The organism is Janthinobacterium sp., from assembly GCF_009923995.1.
Classification (GTDB): Bacteria; Pseudomonadota; Gammaproteobacteria; order Burkholderiales; family Burkholderiaceae_D; genus Janthinobacterium.
On record NZ_RFSK01000011.1, the window covers coordinates 12,133 to 28,102 of the forward strand.

At 60.7% G+C, this 15,970-nt stretch carries 15 protein-coding genes and 1 tRNA gene; 7 read left to right on the forward strand and 9 right to left on the reverse strand.

What is annotated here, in order from left to right; translation table 11 throughout:
* Positions 1–18 precede the first annotated feature (18 nt).
* From EBS11_RS07930 to EBS11_RS07945, 4 genes are all read right to left on the reverse strand, one after another.
* The gene (locus EBS11_RS07930) at positions 19–1,074 is read right to left on the reverse strand and encodes a bifunctional nicotinamide-nucleotide adenylyltransferase/Nudix hydroxylase (RefSeq protein ID WP_290601858.1); all 1,056 of its coding nucleotides are present in this window, start codon (positions 1,072–1,074) and stop codon (positions 19–21) included.
* Complete coding sequence (locus EBS11_RS07935) at positions 1,071–2,786, reverse strand: NAD+ synthase (RefSeq protein WP_290601859.1); 1,716 nt, start codon at positions 2,784–2,786, stop codon at positions 1,071–1,073. The genes EBS11_RS07930 and EBS11_RS07935 overlap by 4 nt, the downstream gene beginning before the upstream one ends.
* Positions 2,787–2,879: 93 nt before the next feature.
* Positions 2,880–3,392, reverse strand: coding sequence for a ClbS/DfsB family four-helix bundle protein (locus EBS11_RS07940; protein WP_290601860.1), 513 nt, complete (start codon positions 3,390–3,392; stop codon positions 2,880–2,882).
* Complete coding sequence (locus tag EBS11_RS07945) at positions 3,392–4,036, reverse strand: metalloregulator ArsR/SmtB family transcription factor (RefSeq protein ID WP_290601862.1); 645 nt, start codon at positions 4,034–4,036, stop codon at positions 3,392–3,394. The genes EBS11_RS07940 and EBS11_RS07945 overlap by 1 nt, the downstream gene beginning before the upstream one ends.
* 59 nt (positions 4,037–4,095) lie before the next feature.
* Here EBS11_RS07945 and EBS11_RS07950 point away from each other — a divergent pair, with 59 nt between their 5' ends.
* Positions 4,096–4,584, forward strand: a complete 489-nt coding sequence (locus EBS11_RS07950; protein ID WP_290601864.1) for a DUF2938 domain-containing protein — start codon at positions 4,096–4,098, stop codon at positions 4,582–4,584.
* Here EBS11_RS07950 and EBS11_RS07955 read toward each other — a convergent pair whose 3' ends face one another.
* From EBS11_RS07955 to msuE, 4 genes are all read right to left on the reverse strand, one after another.
* Positions 4,585–7,056: a DUF3772 domain-containing protein gene (locus tag EBS11_RS07955; protein WP_290601865.1), complete on the reverse strand. Its 2,472-nt coding sequence runs from the start codon at positions 7,054–7,056 to the stop codon at positions 4,585–4,587. It lies immediately after the preceding gene.
* 363 nt (positions 7,057–7,419) lie between these two features.
* Positions 7,420–8,445, reverse strand: a complete 1,026-nt coding sequence (locus tag EBS11_RS07960; protein ID WP_290602013.1) for a methionine synthase — start codon at positions 8,443–8,445, stop codon at positions 7,420–7,422.
* Positions 8,446–8,469: 24 nt separating this feature from the next.
* Entirely contained in the window at positions 8,470–9,450 is a 981-nt protein-coding gene (locus EBS11_RS07965; RefSeq protein WP_290601866.1) for a DUF1852 domain-containing protein, read from the reverse strand.
* Positions 9,451–9,520: 70 nt separating this feature from the next.
* Positions 9,521–10,102 (reverse strand): FMN reductase, encoded by a 582-nt coding sequence (msuE, locus tag EBS11_RS07970; RefSeq protein ID WP_290601868.1) that lies wholly within the window; start codon positions 10,100–10,102, stop codon positions 9,521–9,523.
* Positions 10,103–10,229: 127 nt separating this feature from the next.
* Here msuE and EBS11_RS07975 point away from each other — a divergent pair, with 127 nt between their 5' ends.
* The 6 genes from EBS11_RS07975 to EBS11_RS07995 all read left to right on the forward strand — a co-directional run bounded on the left by EBS11_RS07975 (position 10,230) and on the right by EBS11_RS07995 (position 15,032).
* The gene (locus tag EBS11_RS07975; protein WP_290601870.1) at positions 10,230–11,135 is read left to right on the forward strand and encodes a LysR family transcriptional regulator; all 906 of its coding nucleotides are present in this window, start codon (positions 10,230–10,232) and stop codon (positions 11,133–11,135) included.
* Between the two features lie 4 nt (positions 11,136–11,139).
* A complete protein-coding gene (locus EBS11_RS07980; RefSeq protein WP_290601872.1) occupies positions 11,140–12,012 on the forward strand; it encodes a methylenetetrahydrofolate reductase in 873 nt (290 codons plus the stop codon).
* Positions 12,013–12,511: 499 nt separating this feature from the next.
* Positions 12,512–13,354 carry a hypothetical protein gene (locus EBS11_RS07985; protein ID WP_290601873.1) on the forward strand — a complete coding sequence of 281 codons (843 nt, stop codon included), beginning with the start codon at positions 12,512–12,514 and terminating at the stop codon, positions 13,352–13,354.
* Between the two features lie 121 nt (positions 13,355–13,475).
* Entirely contained in the window at positions 13,476–13,886 is a 411-nt protein-coding gene (locus tag EBS11_RS28360) for a tyrosine-type recombinase/integrase (RefSeq protein ID WP_365955032.1), read from the forward strand.
* 15 nt (positions 13,887–13,901) lie between these two features.
* A complete protein-coding gene (locus EBS11_RS07990; RefSeq protein WP_290601874.1) occupies positions 13,902–14,699 on the forward strand; it encodes a hypothetical protein in 798 nt (265 codons plus the stop codon).
* Positions 14,700–14,789: 90 nt separating this feature from the next.
* On the forward strand, positions 14,790–15,032 hold the full coding sequence (locus tag EBS11_RS07995; RefSeq protein ID WP_290601876.1) for a hypothetical protein: 243 nt from the start codon (positions 14,790–14,792) through the stop codon (positions 15,030–15,032).
* Positions 15,033–15,599: 567 nt separating this feature from the next.
* Here EBS11_RS07995 and EBS11_RS08000 read toward each other — a convergent pair.
* Positions 15,600–15,727, reverse strand: a tRNA-Phe gene (locus EBS11_RS08000).
* Positions 15,728–15,970: the final 243 nt, after the last annotated feature.

Sequence of the window (15,970 nt, forward strand, 5' to 3'; positions counted from 1 at the left end):
GCCGGGCCTGCTGTCCCTCTAGCGCCCTTCGTGCGTGAGCTGCAGGAAGTGGTTCAGGATGTGGAAGTGGTCTTCGAAGAATTCCTCTTCCATGGCCGGCAGGACGCTCACCGGCACCCACTGCGCCAGCGCCGCATCGTCGGCGGCCGTCACGGCGGGCAGCTGGCGCGTCTTGAGGTCGAAATAATGCGCATGGGTGATGGTGCGCCCGCGCTGGCTGCGGTCCGGGTGGTCGAACACGGCCACGCCGACCAGCGCCTCGACGAGGGTGGGCGCCAGCACGCCCAGCTGGGTTTCTTCCGCCAGCTCGCGCAGGGCGCCCTGCAGCAGGCGTTCGCGCGGCTCCAGGAAGCCGCCCGGCAGCGCCCACAGGCCCTTGCCCGGATAGCCGCCGCGGCGCACGAGCAGCACGTGGCCGCCCGTCTGCACCAGCGCGTCCACGGTGGTAAAGATGGGCGGATACGGCGCCACGCGCCAGCGCGCCTTGTAGGCCTCGATGGCGCGGTATTCCTGCACCAGCGGCGCGTACCACGGCAGCAGGGTCCACGCCTTCAGATACTGGCCGATGGCGGCGGGCAGCAGCTGCGCCACGGCGCTCAGCGACACGTCCACGTCTTCCGCCTCGAACAGCACGTTGCGGATGGCGGTGGCTCCGATGGGGGCGCCCGCATCGATCTCCAGGTTCAGCAGCTGCCAGTGGGGGAAGTGGTGCAGATAGTAGCTGGTGGCATCCTTGAAGCAGGCCACCAGGGTGACGCGCTGCGCGCGGGGCAGGGCAGCGGCCACGGCGCGCCGCACGGCATCGGCCCACAGGCCGTCATCGTAGTAGTCGCGCACGGCCACGTAGTGCACGCGCGCGCGCTGCGCCTCGGGTAACGTCGCGGCGATCATGGCGGCCCGTTCCTGCCACGTAAACGGGTTTTTCGGGCTGCGCGCATGAAAGGCGGAGCCGAGCACCACCACCACCTGGGCGGCCGTGGCCAGCGCCGTCTGCAGCAAGCCCGCGTGGCCATTGTGAAAGGGCTGGAAACGGCCGATCAGGATGGCCGCGTCGGCTGGGCAGGCGAGTGTCATGCGTCGTCTCCGGTGGGATAGTGGGCGGCGATCGGCAATTGCCGGCCGCTGCCAAAGGCGCGCGAACGCACGCGGATGATGGGCGCCGCCTGGCGCCGCTTGTATTCGTTGCGGGCGACCAGGCCGAGGATGCGCGTCACGAGCGCGCGTCCGGCATCCGTCTCGCGCAGCTGGTCGACAAAGGTCAGCGCCTGCGCACTTTCGGCCGCCGGCAGGCGCCGCCCTTCGATATGCCACTTGAGGATTTCATCGAGCACGGGATACGGCGGCAAGCTGTCCGTGTCGCGCTGGCCCGGCGCCAGTTCTGCCGACGGCGGCTTGTCGAGGATGGCGGCGGGAATCAGCGCCCGCCCCGCGCTGGCGTTCACGTGGCGCGCCAGGGCGAACACCTCCGTTTTATACAGGTCGCCGATCAGCCCCAGCCCCCCGTTCGTGTCGCCATACAGGGTGCAGTAACCCACCGAGATTTCGCTCTTGTTGCCGGTGGTGAGCAGCAGGGCGCCGAAGGCGTTCGAGTATTCCATCAGGATCGTGCCGCGCACGCGCGCCTGCAGGTTTTCCAGCGGCAGGCCTTGCAGCTTGCCGTCGAAGGCTTGGGCATAACCGGCTTCGTATTGCGCCACGATGTCGCGGATGGGATGCGTGTGCAGGGCGATGCCCAGGTTGGCGCACAGGGTGATGGAATCGGTGACGGAGCCGGCGCTGGAAAACACGGACGGCATGGTGATGGCGACGACGTTATCCGCGCCCAGCGCCTCGACGGCCAGGGCCAGGGTCAGCGCGGAATCGATGCCGCCCGAGCAGCCGACGACGACCTGTGTAAAACCGCAGCGGCGCGCATAGTCGCGCAAGCCCAGCACGATCTGGCGCCGCGCAAACTCCACGGCGGGGATGCCGTCCGGGTCCGGCACGGCAAACGCCGCGCCGTCCGGGCGCGTAAAACCGCCATCGCCAAAGCGCAGCAGCGGAAAATCCTCGACGAAGCGGGCCGCCTCGAACTGCAGGCCGTGGCGCGGCGACATGGCGAACGAGGCGCCGTCGAACACGAGCTGGTCCTGGCCGCCCACCTGGTTGACGAAGAGCAAAGGCAAGTTGACGCGCGCGCAGGCGGCGCCGAACACGGCGTGGCGCTGCGCGCGCTTGCCGATGTCGGACGGGCTGGCGTTGATGCTGACGACGAGGTCGGGGCGCGCCGCGTGCAGGGCGTCGAAGGGGTTGACGGCGTAGGCGCGGCCATCGTCGTTCCAGCCATCCTCGCAGATCATGAAACCCACCTTGCAGCCGGCGATCTCCAGGGTGCAGGCGCCGGGCGGGCCCGGCTCGAAATGGCGGCCCTCGTCGAAGATGCCGTAGGTGGGCAGCAGCTGTTTGTAGTATTCGGCCACGATGCGCCCGTCGCGCAGCGCCAGCAGGGCGTTGTACAGAGGCTTGCCGACGCCGGGATTGGGCCGCGCCGTGCCGATGACGGTGACGAGTTCCGGCCAGCGCGTGGAAGCCTGCAGCAAGGTGTCCAGCGCCTGCTGCAAGCCGTGCAGGAATGCCGCATCCTCAAACAGGTCGCCCGGGTAGTACGCGCACAGCGACAGTTCCGGACACACCAGCAGGTCGGCGCCCTCGCCGCTAGCGCGGGCCATACGGGCGGTGATAGCGGCGACATTGCCGTCGAAATCGCCCACGGTGGGGTTGAGCTGGGCGAGGGCGATGGTCAGCATGGTGATCCTTCAGTCGGTTGCGCTTGAAACCACTATCCTGCCTGAAATGTTGCTTGTCGTACTGATGCAATCGTGCACGCCCGCAGCGGCGGGCTACAAGGTCTTGAGCCAGGACCGCAAGCGCGTGCGCGCATTCGCATACGGCGACGCCGTGTTGAACTGGATCATGCGTCCCATCGTGTAATGCGTGTACCAGGGCTGGCCATACAGCTGCGCGTCGTCGTGCGCATCGACCAGCGCCAGCAACCGGTCTTTCGCCTGCTCCAGGCGCTGCTGCAACTCCGGCATGCTCAGTTCAGCATAGTCGGCATAGAAGCGCTGCGCCAGTGCCCCCAGAGCGTTCCACGTGAAACCTTCGGCGGGAAAGGTAATCTCGTCCATTCGTTTGCCTTCGCGCAGCTGCGCGTGCCAGTGCAGGACCAGCGTATTCCAGCCCAGCAGATACGCGAGCAGGTCGCACACGCTCATGCGCGTGCCCTTGACGTGTCCGACCAGCACGGGATCGCGCGCCAGCGCCGGCGGCACGCGCGCCACTTCCTGCATCAGCCTGGCATACGTGCCGTCGATGGCGGTGATGAGTTCCTGCTTGCTGTGGGGGATGGCCATCAGCCCGCCCGGCTCACCGGCAAGCCGGCCGCCTGCCAGTCATCGTAGCCGCTGCCGAGGCGGCGCGCCTGCAAGCCGTGCTGGCGCAGGGCCGCCACGGCCTGCACGGACAGCACGCAATATGGCCCCCGGCAGTAGGCGGCGATATCCTGGTGCGCGGGCAATTCCGCCAGGCGGCGCTGCAAGTCGTCCAGGGGAATATTCAGCGCACCGGGCAGGTGGCCGGCGGCAAATTCGCGGGCGGGGCGCACGTCAAGCACGGTGATGCTGGCTTCGTCCATGCGCGCCAGCAGTTCATCGCCCGTGATGGCTTCCACGTGGTCGCCCCGGCCCAGCGCCTGCAACTCGCTGCGCTGGTGCTGGGCATACACGTCCAGCGCGGCCAGCAATTGCACGATGGGGCCGTTGCCGAGCCGGTACAACACGCGCTTGCCGTCGCGCCGGGCCTGCACGAAACCGGCGCGCCGCAGCTGCTGCAGGTGCTGGGAAGTATTCGCCACGGACAGGCCCGTCAACTCCACCAGCTGCTCCACCGCATGTTCGCCGCGCGCGATCTGCTCGAGCAGGCGCAAACGGGGTGCACTGCCTAAAATATGGGCAAACTCGGCCGGACTGGCCAGGGATTCGATTTCTGCATGGTTCATTGACAGGATGCTAGCACCCTTATAACATTCAAGCAATTCATTGAATGATGGGAGCGGCAATGCAAATACTCTGGCTCGATGCGCTGGCGATCGGCGTGGGCGCGACGGCGGTGATGGATGTATGGGCCGTGGCCTTGAAGCGCTACTGGTGCATCCCCTCGCTGAACTTCGCCATGGTGGGACGCTGGCTCGGTCACTTAGCACGCGGCACCTTGAGCCACGTCAACATCGCCCAGGCGGCGCCCGTGCGCCATGAGGCGGTGCTGGGCTGGACGGCGCACTACCTCATCGGCGTGCTGTTTGCGGGCGTGCTGCTGGCGCTGGTGGGACGGGAGTGGGTGCAAGGGCCGACGTTCGCGCCGGCCCTGCTGGCGGGCCTGGTCAGCGTGGCCGCGCCGTTTTGCATCTTGCAGCCGGGCATGGGTGCCGGCCTGGCCGCCAGCAGGACGCCCCATCCAAACGCCGCCCGCCTGCGCAGCCTGATGGCCCATGCGGCGTTCGGCATCGGCCTGTACCTGGCGGCCCTGCTGTGGTCGACGGTGCGTTAATTAGCTCGTCAGCGGTGGCACGGGGGCGGGCGCGGCCGTCGGCGCGGCTGCCACCGCCGAGATGGGCGGCGCCTCGGGCTGGGCAGGTACCGTGCTCAGCACCATGGTGCTGGGCTTGGAAATCGGCATGTTCGCCGCGTGTAAGCGCTTGAGCAGGTCGAACAGCAGGTTGCTGCGCACGCCATACGCGAGGCGCGGCGACCCCACGTAGCCGGTGGCGTTGAACATCAGGTAGCCATTGTCGATGCCGTCGAGCTGCACGCTGGGCGCCGGCGCGTCGAGCACGTCGCGGTTCTCGACAAAGGCGGCCAGGATCAGCGCGCGCGCTTCGTCCGCATCCGTGGACAGGGGCAGCGGCAGCTTCAGCTGCACCAGGCCCAGCGGGTTGGCCAGGGTGACGTTGCGCACCGTCTTGGTGATGAATTCCGAGTTCGGCACAATCACCGTGGAACGGTCGCCCAGCTGGATTTCCGTGGCGCGCACATTGATGCGGCGGATATCGCCCTCCACGCCGCCCAGCGACACCCAGTCGCCCACCTTCACGGGGCGCTCGGCCAGCAAAATCAGGCCGGAGACGAAGTTCTGCACCACCGCCTGCAGGCCGAAGCCGATACCCACCGACAAGGCCGACGCCACCCACGCGATGCGTTCCAGGCCGATGCCGGCCGCCGACAGGGCCAGCGCCACGGCCAGCACGCCGCCGATGTAGCCGAACAGGGTGATGAACGACACTTGCATGCCGGAATCGAGATTCGTCGTCGGCAGATAGCTGTTCTGCAGCCAGCGCTTGAACAGGCCCAGCGCGATGAAGCCCACCACCAGCACCAGCAGGGCCTGGATCACGGCGGCCGGGCGGATGGCCACTTCGCCGATGGCCAGCCCATCCTGCAGCTTGCCGACGCGCTGGAACAGCTCGCCCGGCCCTTCGCCGAACGGCGCCAGCAGCAGCATCAGGGCCAGCAGCACGACGATGGCGCGGCCGATGCCCGACAGCAGCACGGCCGCCTGGTCGCGCGCCTTGGGCGTGGCCAGCACGGGGTTGGCCGCGTCCGGCGGCGGCGGCGTGGATGCCAGCAGCATGCAGATGTCGTCGACCAGCACCGTCAGCAGGTAGGTGCTGCACAGCACCACGATGACCCAGGCGATTTGCTTGGCGACAAAGCTGCCGAAGGCCACATAGCCGATCAGCAGGCTGATGACGCTGGACGCCAGCGCCAGCCACAGCACGACCGTGACGCAGCGCAGCCACAACGGCGTGACGGGGGAGGCGGGATCGGCCTCGCGCAGCTGGCGCCAGCAGCGCTCGGCGCGCATCAGGCCATAGGCGATGGTGGTGCTCATCACGAGGGCCACGATGCAGTTGACGGCCACGGCCGTGGACAGGCCCGCATTGATGACGATGGTGACCCGTTCCGTCGCCCACACGAGCACGACGATGAAGGAAAACATGGACGGGAAGTTGCGCATGCGGTGCGCCAGCGCGTCGGGCAGGGGCAGCAAACGCCACGAGACGCGGCGCGGCGACAGCAGCGCGTGACCGAGACCTGCCGTAAAACCGGCAAAACAGATGATGCCGATCAAGCTGCTGAGGAAAGTCGAGCTTTTTTCGGACAGGCTGCCATCCCAGCGCAAGCCCATGGCCAGCAATTCCGCCACCAGCCCCGGCGTGGCCAGCGCCAGCACGATGACGGCCAGCGCATGCAGCGAACGGCGCAAACGGCCATGCGGCACGCGCGTGGCCGTCACCACCAGCAGGTAGCGCGAGGCCCAGATGCTGGCGCCGATCACGGCCACGACGGCGGCCAGCAAGCCGCCCCAGGCCGACCACGGCGTGGCGCGCGCCGCGTTCGCCAACTCCAGCTCCAGCGCCCGCAGGCGCTGCAGATTCTGCGGCAGTTCGCCATGCAGCTGTTTCCAGAAGGAACCGGCGAGGATGGAGGCCGTGCGCTCGCCCAGGCGCGCCTGCAGCTGTGCGCGGCGCGCCGTCGACACCTGTTCCGAGGCCTGCGTCGCTTCCACGGCCAGCAGGCGCGCCAGTTTCACCTGCGCATCGAGGGCGCTGCTGGTGCGGTCCAGCTGGCTGCGCTGCGCCGCCACATCGGGCGCTTCCTTGGCCCCCGCCGCCGGCTTGCCCAGCTCGGCCAGCCGCGCCTGCACGCTCGACAGGGTCGGCACGAGCGACTCGGCCACCTTGTCCGCCTCGGCGCTGGCGGCCAGCGCATCGGCCTTCATCTGCGACAGGGTCGCGTCATCGAGGTCGGCATCGCCATCGAGCGCCTTCTGGATGGTGGTGATCTGCTTGCGCAAGCCATCGAGGCGCTGGTCGGCCGTGGCCGCATCATCGACGGGCTGCGCCCGGGCGGCAGGCGTGGACAGGGAACACGCCAGCAGCAGGCTCAACAGCAGCGGCAGCAGCCAGCCGCGCCAGGGCCGGCGCGTGGAAACGGAATGGGGGATACGGAAAGAAATCATGCGGTCCTATCGGCCAGGTCAATACGGTGGAAGCGAGACGGCATCGCGCCGGCTGGCGCTGCCGCGGCGGCGGCCAGCGTGTGGGCGATGGGTGGTACGGGGTTTGCTGAACTGTACGGCAAACAGCGACAGCCTAGCGCACTCCTGCGGCGGATGGCGGATATTTTCGTGCGGCAAGAGTCCTGGCCAGGCGCACACGGCATCGACGCTGCCCCGCGCTCAGAAACGGCAACGCCGGCCTCGGGGCCGGCGTTACATGTCGCCATCGCTTGCGTCTTGGCTTGCTGTCAATAAACAATCACGGCTGACACTACACCGTCAGGTAGCGGGCAAAACGCCGCTGTACGCTCTGTCACCGGCCGCCTAGGCGATTTCTCTGCGGATGATTGCTGCGCCGGCACTGAGCGCATGGAGTTTGCCCCGTGCGACCCGGCGCGCCAGGGGCGCCATGCCGCAGTTGGTGCTCGGGTAGAGCTTGTCGGCATCGACAAACTGCAGCGCCTTGCGCAGGGTGTTGGCCACTTCCTCCGGCGTTTCAATGGTGTTGGATGCCACGTCGATGGCCCCGACCATCACTTTTTTGCCACGAATGAGTTCAATCAGGTCGATGGGCACACGCGAGTTGTGGCATTCCAGCGAGATGATGTCGATATTCGATTGCTGCAGCTTGGGGAACGACTCTTCATATTGACGCCACTCGGACCCCAGCGTGTTTTTCCAGTCCGTATTGGCCTTGATGCCGTAACCATAGCAAATATGCACGGCCGTTTCGCATTTGAGGCCTTCGATCGCCCGCTCCAGCGTGGCAATGCCCCAGTCATTGACCTCGTCAAAGAAGACATTGAAGGCGGGTTCGTCGAACTGGATGATGTCGACGCCGGCCGCCTCCAGTTCCCGCGCTTCCTGATTGAGGATCTTGGCGAATTCCCAGGCCAGTTTTTCGCGGCTTTTATAGTGGCTGTCGTACAGCGTGTCGATCATCGTCATCGGACCGGGCAGGGCCCATTTGATGGGCTGCGTGGTTTGCTGGCGCAGGAACCTGGCGTCGTCGACAAACACGGACTTCGGGCGGCTCACCGCGCCGACGACGGTCGGCACGCTCGCATCGTAGCGGTCACGGATTCTGACGGTTTCACGCTTGTCAAAATCGACGCCGCTCAAATGCTCGATAAACGTCGTGACAAAATGCTGGCGGGTTTGCTCGCCATCACTGACGATATCGATGCCTGCCTGCTGCTGTTCCTGCAGCGACAGCAGCAAGGCATCCTGTTTTCCCTCGACTAATTCCTCGCCCTGCAATTTCCAGGGCGACCACAGCTTTTCAGGCTGGGCAAGCCAGGAAGGTTTCGGCAGGCTGCCGGCAGTCGAAGTAGGTAATAATTTTTTCATGATCAATGATGTCGTGTATTGAGATTAATTAAAGAGCGTGGTCGCAGCCCATTGTTCCAGCACATGCTTGTAGGGCTTGATGAAGTGCTCTTCCGTGTATTTGCCCTGCTGGACCGCCAGTTGGCTGCGCTCTTCCCGGTCATAGACAATTTGCGTCAGCGAGTAATCCTGGTTCTTCAAGCTGGGCTGGTAAAACTTTCCCGCCGCCGAATTGGCGTTGTAAATCTCGGGCCGGTAAATCTTCTGGAATGTCTCCATCGTGCTGATGGTGCCGATCAGCTCCAGGTTCGTGTAGTCGCCCAGCAGGTCGCCGACAAAATAAAAAGCCAGCGGCGCGGCACTGTCTGGCGGCATGAAATAGCGGACCTGCAGCCCCATTTTTTCGAAATATTGATCCGTCGGCGAAAATTCATTTTGCCGATATTCGACGCCGAGTATGGGATGCCGGTTCTCGGTCCGATGATAGGTCTTGCTGCTCGAGGCGCTGATGCAGATGACAGGCGGCTTGCTGAAATGCTCCTTGTAAGTCGTGGAATTGACAAAGTGCTTGAACAGCTTGCCATGAAAATCGCCGAAGTTCTCCGGCGTGCCAAAGGTGGCCTTATTATTGTTGTACTCCGGCAGCAGCACGCTGAAGTCGTAATCGCGCACGTACGAGGAGAAGTTATTCCCCGCGATGCCGGCCAGGCGCACTCCCGTTTCCCGGTCCAGGATATTCGGCTTCAAAATCTCGATCAGCGGGATATTGCCGCCCTGGACGTCAATATTGAGCTCGACGGAAATGATTTCGAGCTCGACCGAGTAGCGCTCCCCCTTCGGGTTGTCCCAATGCGCCAGGTTATTGAAGCGATTGCTGATCATCCGCAAGGTATTGCGCAAATTCTCCCGGCGACTCGCTCCTCTGGCCAGATTGGCAAAGTTGGTCGTCAGGCGCGTATTGTCCGAAGGATGATAGTTTTCATCGAAAGCGATGCTCTTGATGCTGAATACAAAGTCTTTGCTCATGGTGATCGGCTGTCCTGATTGCTGCGAATAAAGGAATGTGTGTATGACGTAATGACCGTGGTGAGGCGTATCAAGCCGCGACCGCTTCGTTGGCGGCGGCAGGTCTCGCATGGCGCGTCAATGCGAGCAATGGCACTGCCCGCTGGACGGCCAGCGCGGCGCGCTGCAGCAAGGCCTCGTCCTGCACCCGGTAGTCGGCGAAATCCTTGTCCGTGGCGTACACGCCCAGCGGCAAGGTGCGTGCCTGGAAAAAGCTGAACAGGGGCCGCAACTGGTGGTCGATCATCAGCGCATGCCGCTCGCTGCCGCCGGTGGCCGCCAACAGGACGGGCTTGTCGATCAGGGCGTCCTGGTCAATAAAATCGAAGAAGTGCTTGAACAGGCCCGTGTAGGAGCCGCGGTAGACGGGCGTGGCCACCACCAGGATGTCGGCCTGCTCGACCGCCGCAAGTTCCCGCTCCACCGCATGGGGCAGCTGGGAGCGCCAAACCGCGCCGGCCAGCTGGGGCGCGAGCTGGCCCAGTTCGACCAGGCGCTGTTCGCACGGGACTACGCCGGCGATCAGGTCCAGCAAGTGCTCTGCCAGGGCGGCGGCCTTGGAAGGGCGTTGCAGCCCGCCGGAAACGGCGACTAAACGCAGTGGACGTGTCATGTTTGCTTTCATAGGGGTGATGCGCGCGGGCCGAGAAATGCCGCCAGCAAGGGAATGGATGATAACGGCGGGAATCGATGAAGTATAATGGTCTTATTTCATAAATCCATGAATATGGCTCATTCAAATGCTTGAACGCATCCACCTCAGCATCGTCCAGCAAGTCGAGAAACAAGGGTCCTTGACGGCCGCCGCAGGTGTGCTGAACCTGACCCAGTCGGCCCTGAGCCACAGCATGAAGAAGCTGGAGCAGCAACTGGGCACCGACGTCTGGCTGCGCGAAGGGCGAAATTTGCGCCTGACGCAGGCCGGCCAGTACTTGCTGGCGGTGGCGAACCGGGTACTGCCGCAGCTGGACCTGGCGGAGGAGCGCCTGGGCCAGTTCGCACAGGGCGAGCGCGGCACGCTGCGCATCGGCATGGAATGCCACCCGTGCTACCAGTGGCTGCTCAAGGTGGTGTCGCCCTATCTGACCGCATGGCCCGACGTGGATGTGGACGTCAAGCAGAAGTTCCAGTTCGGCGGGATCGGCGCGCTGTTCGGCTACGAGATCGACTTGCTGGTCACGCCCGACCCGCTGTACAAGCCGGGGCTGACCTTCGAACCCGTGTTCGACTACGAGCAGGTGCTCGTCGTGGCCAAGGGCCATGCCCTGGCTGGGGCGGCCTGTGTGCAGCCCCAGCAGCTGAGCCAGGAAGTGCTCATCAGCTACCCCGTGGACATCGAACGCCTGGACATCTACAACCAGTTCCTGCTGCCGGCCGGTGTCACGCCCAAGCGCCACAAAGCCATCGAAACGACCGACATCATGCTGCAGATGGTGGCCAGCGGGCGCGGCGTGGCCGCCCTGCCGCGCTGGCTGGTGGAGGAATACGCGGCCAAGATGGACGTGGTGCCCGTGCGCCTGGGTGCGCGCGGCGTCGCCAAGCAGATCTTCCTGGGCGCACGCGAGACGGACACGGCCATCGACTACGTGCGCGCCTTCATCGCACTGGCGCGCCAGCCGGCCATTGCGCCAGAAAACCAGGGCTAGCCCCATGATGCATCCCGATCAGCCCACGCCCGCCAGCGGCCTCACGCACGCCTATTCCCTGGAAGTGGGCGCGAAGGACATGGCTGCCTTGCGCGCAGCGGCGCCTCGGATAATGCCCGGGTCGACCATTGCCATTCCCTACCTGCCGCGCGAGGACGACGACGCGCGGCTGGCCGCCGTGCGGACCGTGCGCGGGCTGGGCTTCGAGCCCATGCCGCACTTGTCTGCGCGCCGCATCGCCTCGCTCGCCGGGTTTGAGTCGTTCGTCCAGCGCGCGGTGGCGGAAGCGGGCGTCGAGCGCTGCTTCGTCATCGCCGGCGACCCGTCCACCCCGACGGGGCCGTTTGCCGACAGTGCCGCGCTGATCGCCACCGGCGTGTTCGAGCGACGAGGCATGCAGGTGATCGGCGTGGGTGGGCATCCGGAAGGCCATCCGGTCATGAGCAAGGCCGAGCAATGGGAGGTGCTTGAACGCAAGTGCCGCAGCATCGAGGAGCGCGGCATGGCGCCCATGATCGTCACGCAGTTTGCGTTTGATGCCGACATCGTATTGACGTGGCTCACAGCGCTGCGCGAACGCGGCATGGACCATCCCGTGTGCGTGGGCGTGCCGGGTCCCGCGAGCATCGCCGTACTGGCGCGCTATGCGGCATTGTGCGGCGTGGGCGCCTGCGCATCGATGTGGTCCAAGTACGGCATCTCGATCGGCAAGCTGCTCGGCACGGCGGGGCCGGACCTGTTTGTCGAGCGCCTGGCCGGCGGCCTGACGGCGGGCCATGGCAAGGTCAGCCTGCATTTCTTCCCCTTCGGCGGCGTCGCACAGTCCGTGAAGTGGATAGAGCAGTACCGGGCACGCGCCGTTCCGGCCGCTGGATGATGACTGCCTCGCCGGCGGCATTGCGCCGCCAGCGACTATTCTTGCCAAATATAGTCGTAAATTGATCAAGGGCCGAAACCCAGAATTGTCACGGCGCGGAACTTGATAAAGTCGTAAATTGGCAGCCCACCATACACCAATCTTTAGTGAGGTTGCAAAATAAAGTAGTAAAGTGATACTTTCTGAGGCTGTCAAGCATCTAGCAAACTCATGGCGATTCACTATGCCAAAATTCCTGAGTCGTGCTTTGAACTTGCGACATCTTGCTGAACAAGAATCGTCTATTAGCGCCCCGTAATTTGGCGCCCCGCCTACGACGATACATCAAGGAACCCATGAATTTCGGTTTGCCGATATCTATTTTTTTGCCTAGCTCAGGCAATTTTTCTCGAATGAAGCATAAGTAGGGAAACAGCAGACTGAACGTTGCTTATGAACTATGATAAACCACTAGTGCCAATGCTATGCTCACGATGTCTTTTTAATTAGAAAGCGATTCATGTTGAACTTCGATGGCCAGTGGCGCTTCCAATCGCCTGGAACGATCGCGCCGGACGTGCAAGAGGATATCCTCATAAAGGTTATCGGTCGAATAGGTACAAGTGCCCGTCGGCAGGACGTACTCGAAACGTTTAAGCGTCGTTTCGCGCAAGCTGCGGGGAAAACGTCAAGCAACAGCTCGAACGAGAGTTGGGCGGAAAGTGATCTTCGCCAATACATGAAGGATGCAGCGGAAAACGCCCCACTGTTTGTCGAGGCTTTGCACAACGGCCTAATTGACATGGGCCATTTGCGTGCAGTTATTCCTCCATGGAACTATGTGAACACAGTGCTAGCATCGAGCGGCTATGTGATCGATCCTCCGAATCTAATCATGAGCAGCGTGCCGGTGCCTATCTCCGTGCCGGCGAATGTGCCATCGCTTGACACTCAAGCGAACGAGCGCATTCAGCGCTCTTTGAGTGACTCCGAGACGTTTTTAAACACGGGCAGCTATCGAGCTGGGGTTCAGGAAATCTTGTGGTTACTGGAGACCATTTCAACCGCGTTTCAAGGAGCAGAGTATCCCGAGGGGAATATCACAGGGAAATACTTTAACAAGATCATCGGCGATCTCCGCCGTTTTAATCGCGCTCGCACTCTCAGCACGGTAGTGGACTGGATAGAGAAGTTGCATGGATATTTGTCTTCGCCCGGCGGCGGCGGCATCCGTCACGGGGCCTTGCTTAATGAAAACATCGAAATCACGGAAAGCGAAGCGAGGTTGTATTGCGACCTCACACGTAGCTACATCTCATTTTTGCTACATGAGCATTCGCGTTTGGGACCTGTTACCTCTTGAGGCTATGGTTCGGTCGATTGTCGATTCGGTCGAGTAGCATCGTAAACGACTGTTTGTGCACGGCGGGGGGATAGCCGGACCACCGGGCAGCCGGAGGCAGGGTTGTTTCCTATTTCAACTTGTGAACCCAGCTACGTTCTGGGTAGACACGCTGCGCGTAGCTGGCGAAGAGCGTCTATTTCCTGAGCTTAGCCAGCGGAGAGAAGGATTCGCGCACGCTGCATCAAATTGGTTTCAGCGCTATAAAAAGCGTTGTGGTATAGATGGCAAGCACACAAAGGTATTTCATAGCTTCAGGCACACCTTCATATCGGCGCTGTTTGATCACGACGTTCCTGAACATGCAGTTGCTAAGATCGTTGGTCATGAAGCTCAATTGATCACCGGGCGCGTTTACTGGAACATAAGGGATACTGCAAAACGGAAGCCGACATTTTATAAGTACCATCCACCACTGGAAGTATGGAATCTTCTGCCGAGATTCGAGGCAGTTTTATTCGAAAACTCCAATTTTAACTTGGGCATAAATTAACTTGGGCGTAAACTTATGACATTACTGCTAGCCTGGGCGGCCTTTGATGACGGAAAAACTGATCCATCGGCGGTCTATATTACTACAGACAGCCGAATTTCGTGGGGAAACAACTCTACGTGGGATTATGCGCAAAAAGTTTTTTGCATTCCGATAACCAAAGAAATATTTGGTTACTGCGGCGACGTCATGTGCGTGACACAAACACTCAGTCAGATTGTGCAACTTGGTAACCTAGGAGGATTTAATAGTCTTCCGACCACTCTGAATCGCGTGGAATTGTATGCAGATCTAATTAAAGATGCCTTGATCAGCTATCCTAAAGAACAAATTGTTTCGTCCTCAAATATCATTTATATACAGCGACATATCAATAGTTACAACGTTTTTGAAATTATAATTTCCAAAGAAATGGTTGTAACAATTAATAAAATCGAGTTTACTAGAAATGTAAAACCGTCAAAAAAAAAAGACCGAACAGATAGAATTATAAGGGGCAGTGGCGCTTCAAAATTTAGGGGAAAAGTGCCCCCAGATACAACTTATCAAGCGTTCCATAGATTTTGCGAATGCATAGATGATGTTAATTTGCCGAGTGTCGGAGGTGTGCCACAAGTAGTAACGATCCGGCGAAATGGCCATTGCTTATTGCTCGGCATTAACAAAAATGGAGATAATCGCGTTCTTGGATTACCAGTTCAAGCTCCAGATTTGTTTTCTGGAATAAATGAATGGAAGAACGAAAATTTCGAAAGATGGGACCCGAAACAGAACCAACTAGTGATTGGAGCCAAGAGACAACCGAAAGCTTGAGAAATGCGTCGGTCAAATTTTTTCTTGAATTAAAATTCAAGTTGGCTTTGGCCAATAGCTTTATTCATATTTCGGAAGGAAAAAGCTAATTTGTTGTTGGTTCCTCAAGGTTTTGGAAATTTGCAGGAGGGCTTTGCTCCCTCTTCTCTTACTTATGAAGTAAGCGTTTTAACTAATATAAACTACCGCACTGATCCGATATTACCTCATTGGGTTGGAAGTCACAATACCCATGACGGCGAGAATGCCAAGTTGATTCAATTCGGCAGCCATTTGGCACTGGTTGTCGATCAGGCTGACGTTCTTTATTTCCTAGGCATTGCCCGGCCATGAACGACATGCTGATAGGTCACTGCATTTGCAAACTCAGCCCTGGCCCGCTGTTCGGTGTCATCTTCATGCTGCCGGCTACAACTGCGAAGCGGCAACTAGTTCGCTCAGTATAAAGGTCGGCAACCAGCGGACTGCGTCCCTACAGAGTAACGAGGCCCTCTAACGTGTTCACAAAATGAGGGGCGGCTCGTTATGACCAAGGCTTCCCCTTACCCAAAGCTATTACTTATAATGACATTGGGAAACTTCACCAAAGATGCCCCCCTCGAGTCATGAAAAAATGCGGGTTTTGCGCACCTAACCAGTAACCTATCGAAGATCCTAACGGCTGGTGTGCTGAGAATTCGAATCCGCGTTACATTGTGGACTTGCTAAAACGAATTGTCCGCGTAAGTCTTGAAAGCGTCCGCATCGTGAAGAGTCTTCCGCCTATGAATGAATATATTGCCTAATCGCTAGCTATCAGTCCCCCCGGCGGAACCAGAAATGGACCGGGCACGAGGACTGCAAACCCCGGAAACGACAACGCCAATCTCGATGGGTTGGCGTTGCGTGAACGATGTTCCTTGGTGGTCCGGGGCGGAATCGAACCACCGACACAAGGATTTTCAATCCTTGTGTTGTCTATGAATAAAATAGAACTTCGCTCCAAGGCTAAGAACATCAATGTTGGATCAAGTCTCCCGCTCGCCTACTCAATTTACGACTTTAATGACTCATTTACGACTTTAATGAACCATTTACGACTTTAATGAGCAGGAATAGCTGTCGACACATAAAAAAGTTTGACACAAGTAGCCCATACAAATCAATGATTTACGAAAAATACATAAAGACGATTTTCGAGAAAAGTTTGATACAAACAAACCAGATTTTAAACGACATCGGAATCTTGCAATAAAAATGTTTGACACAATATCGGGGGGACTCACCCTCCG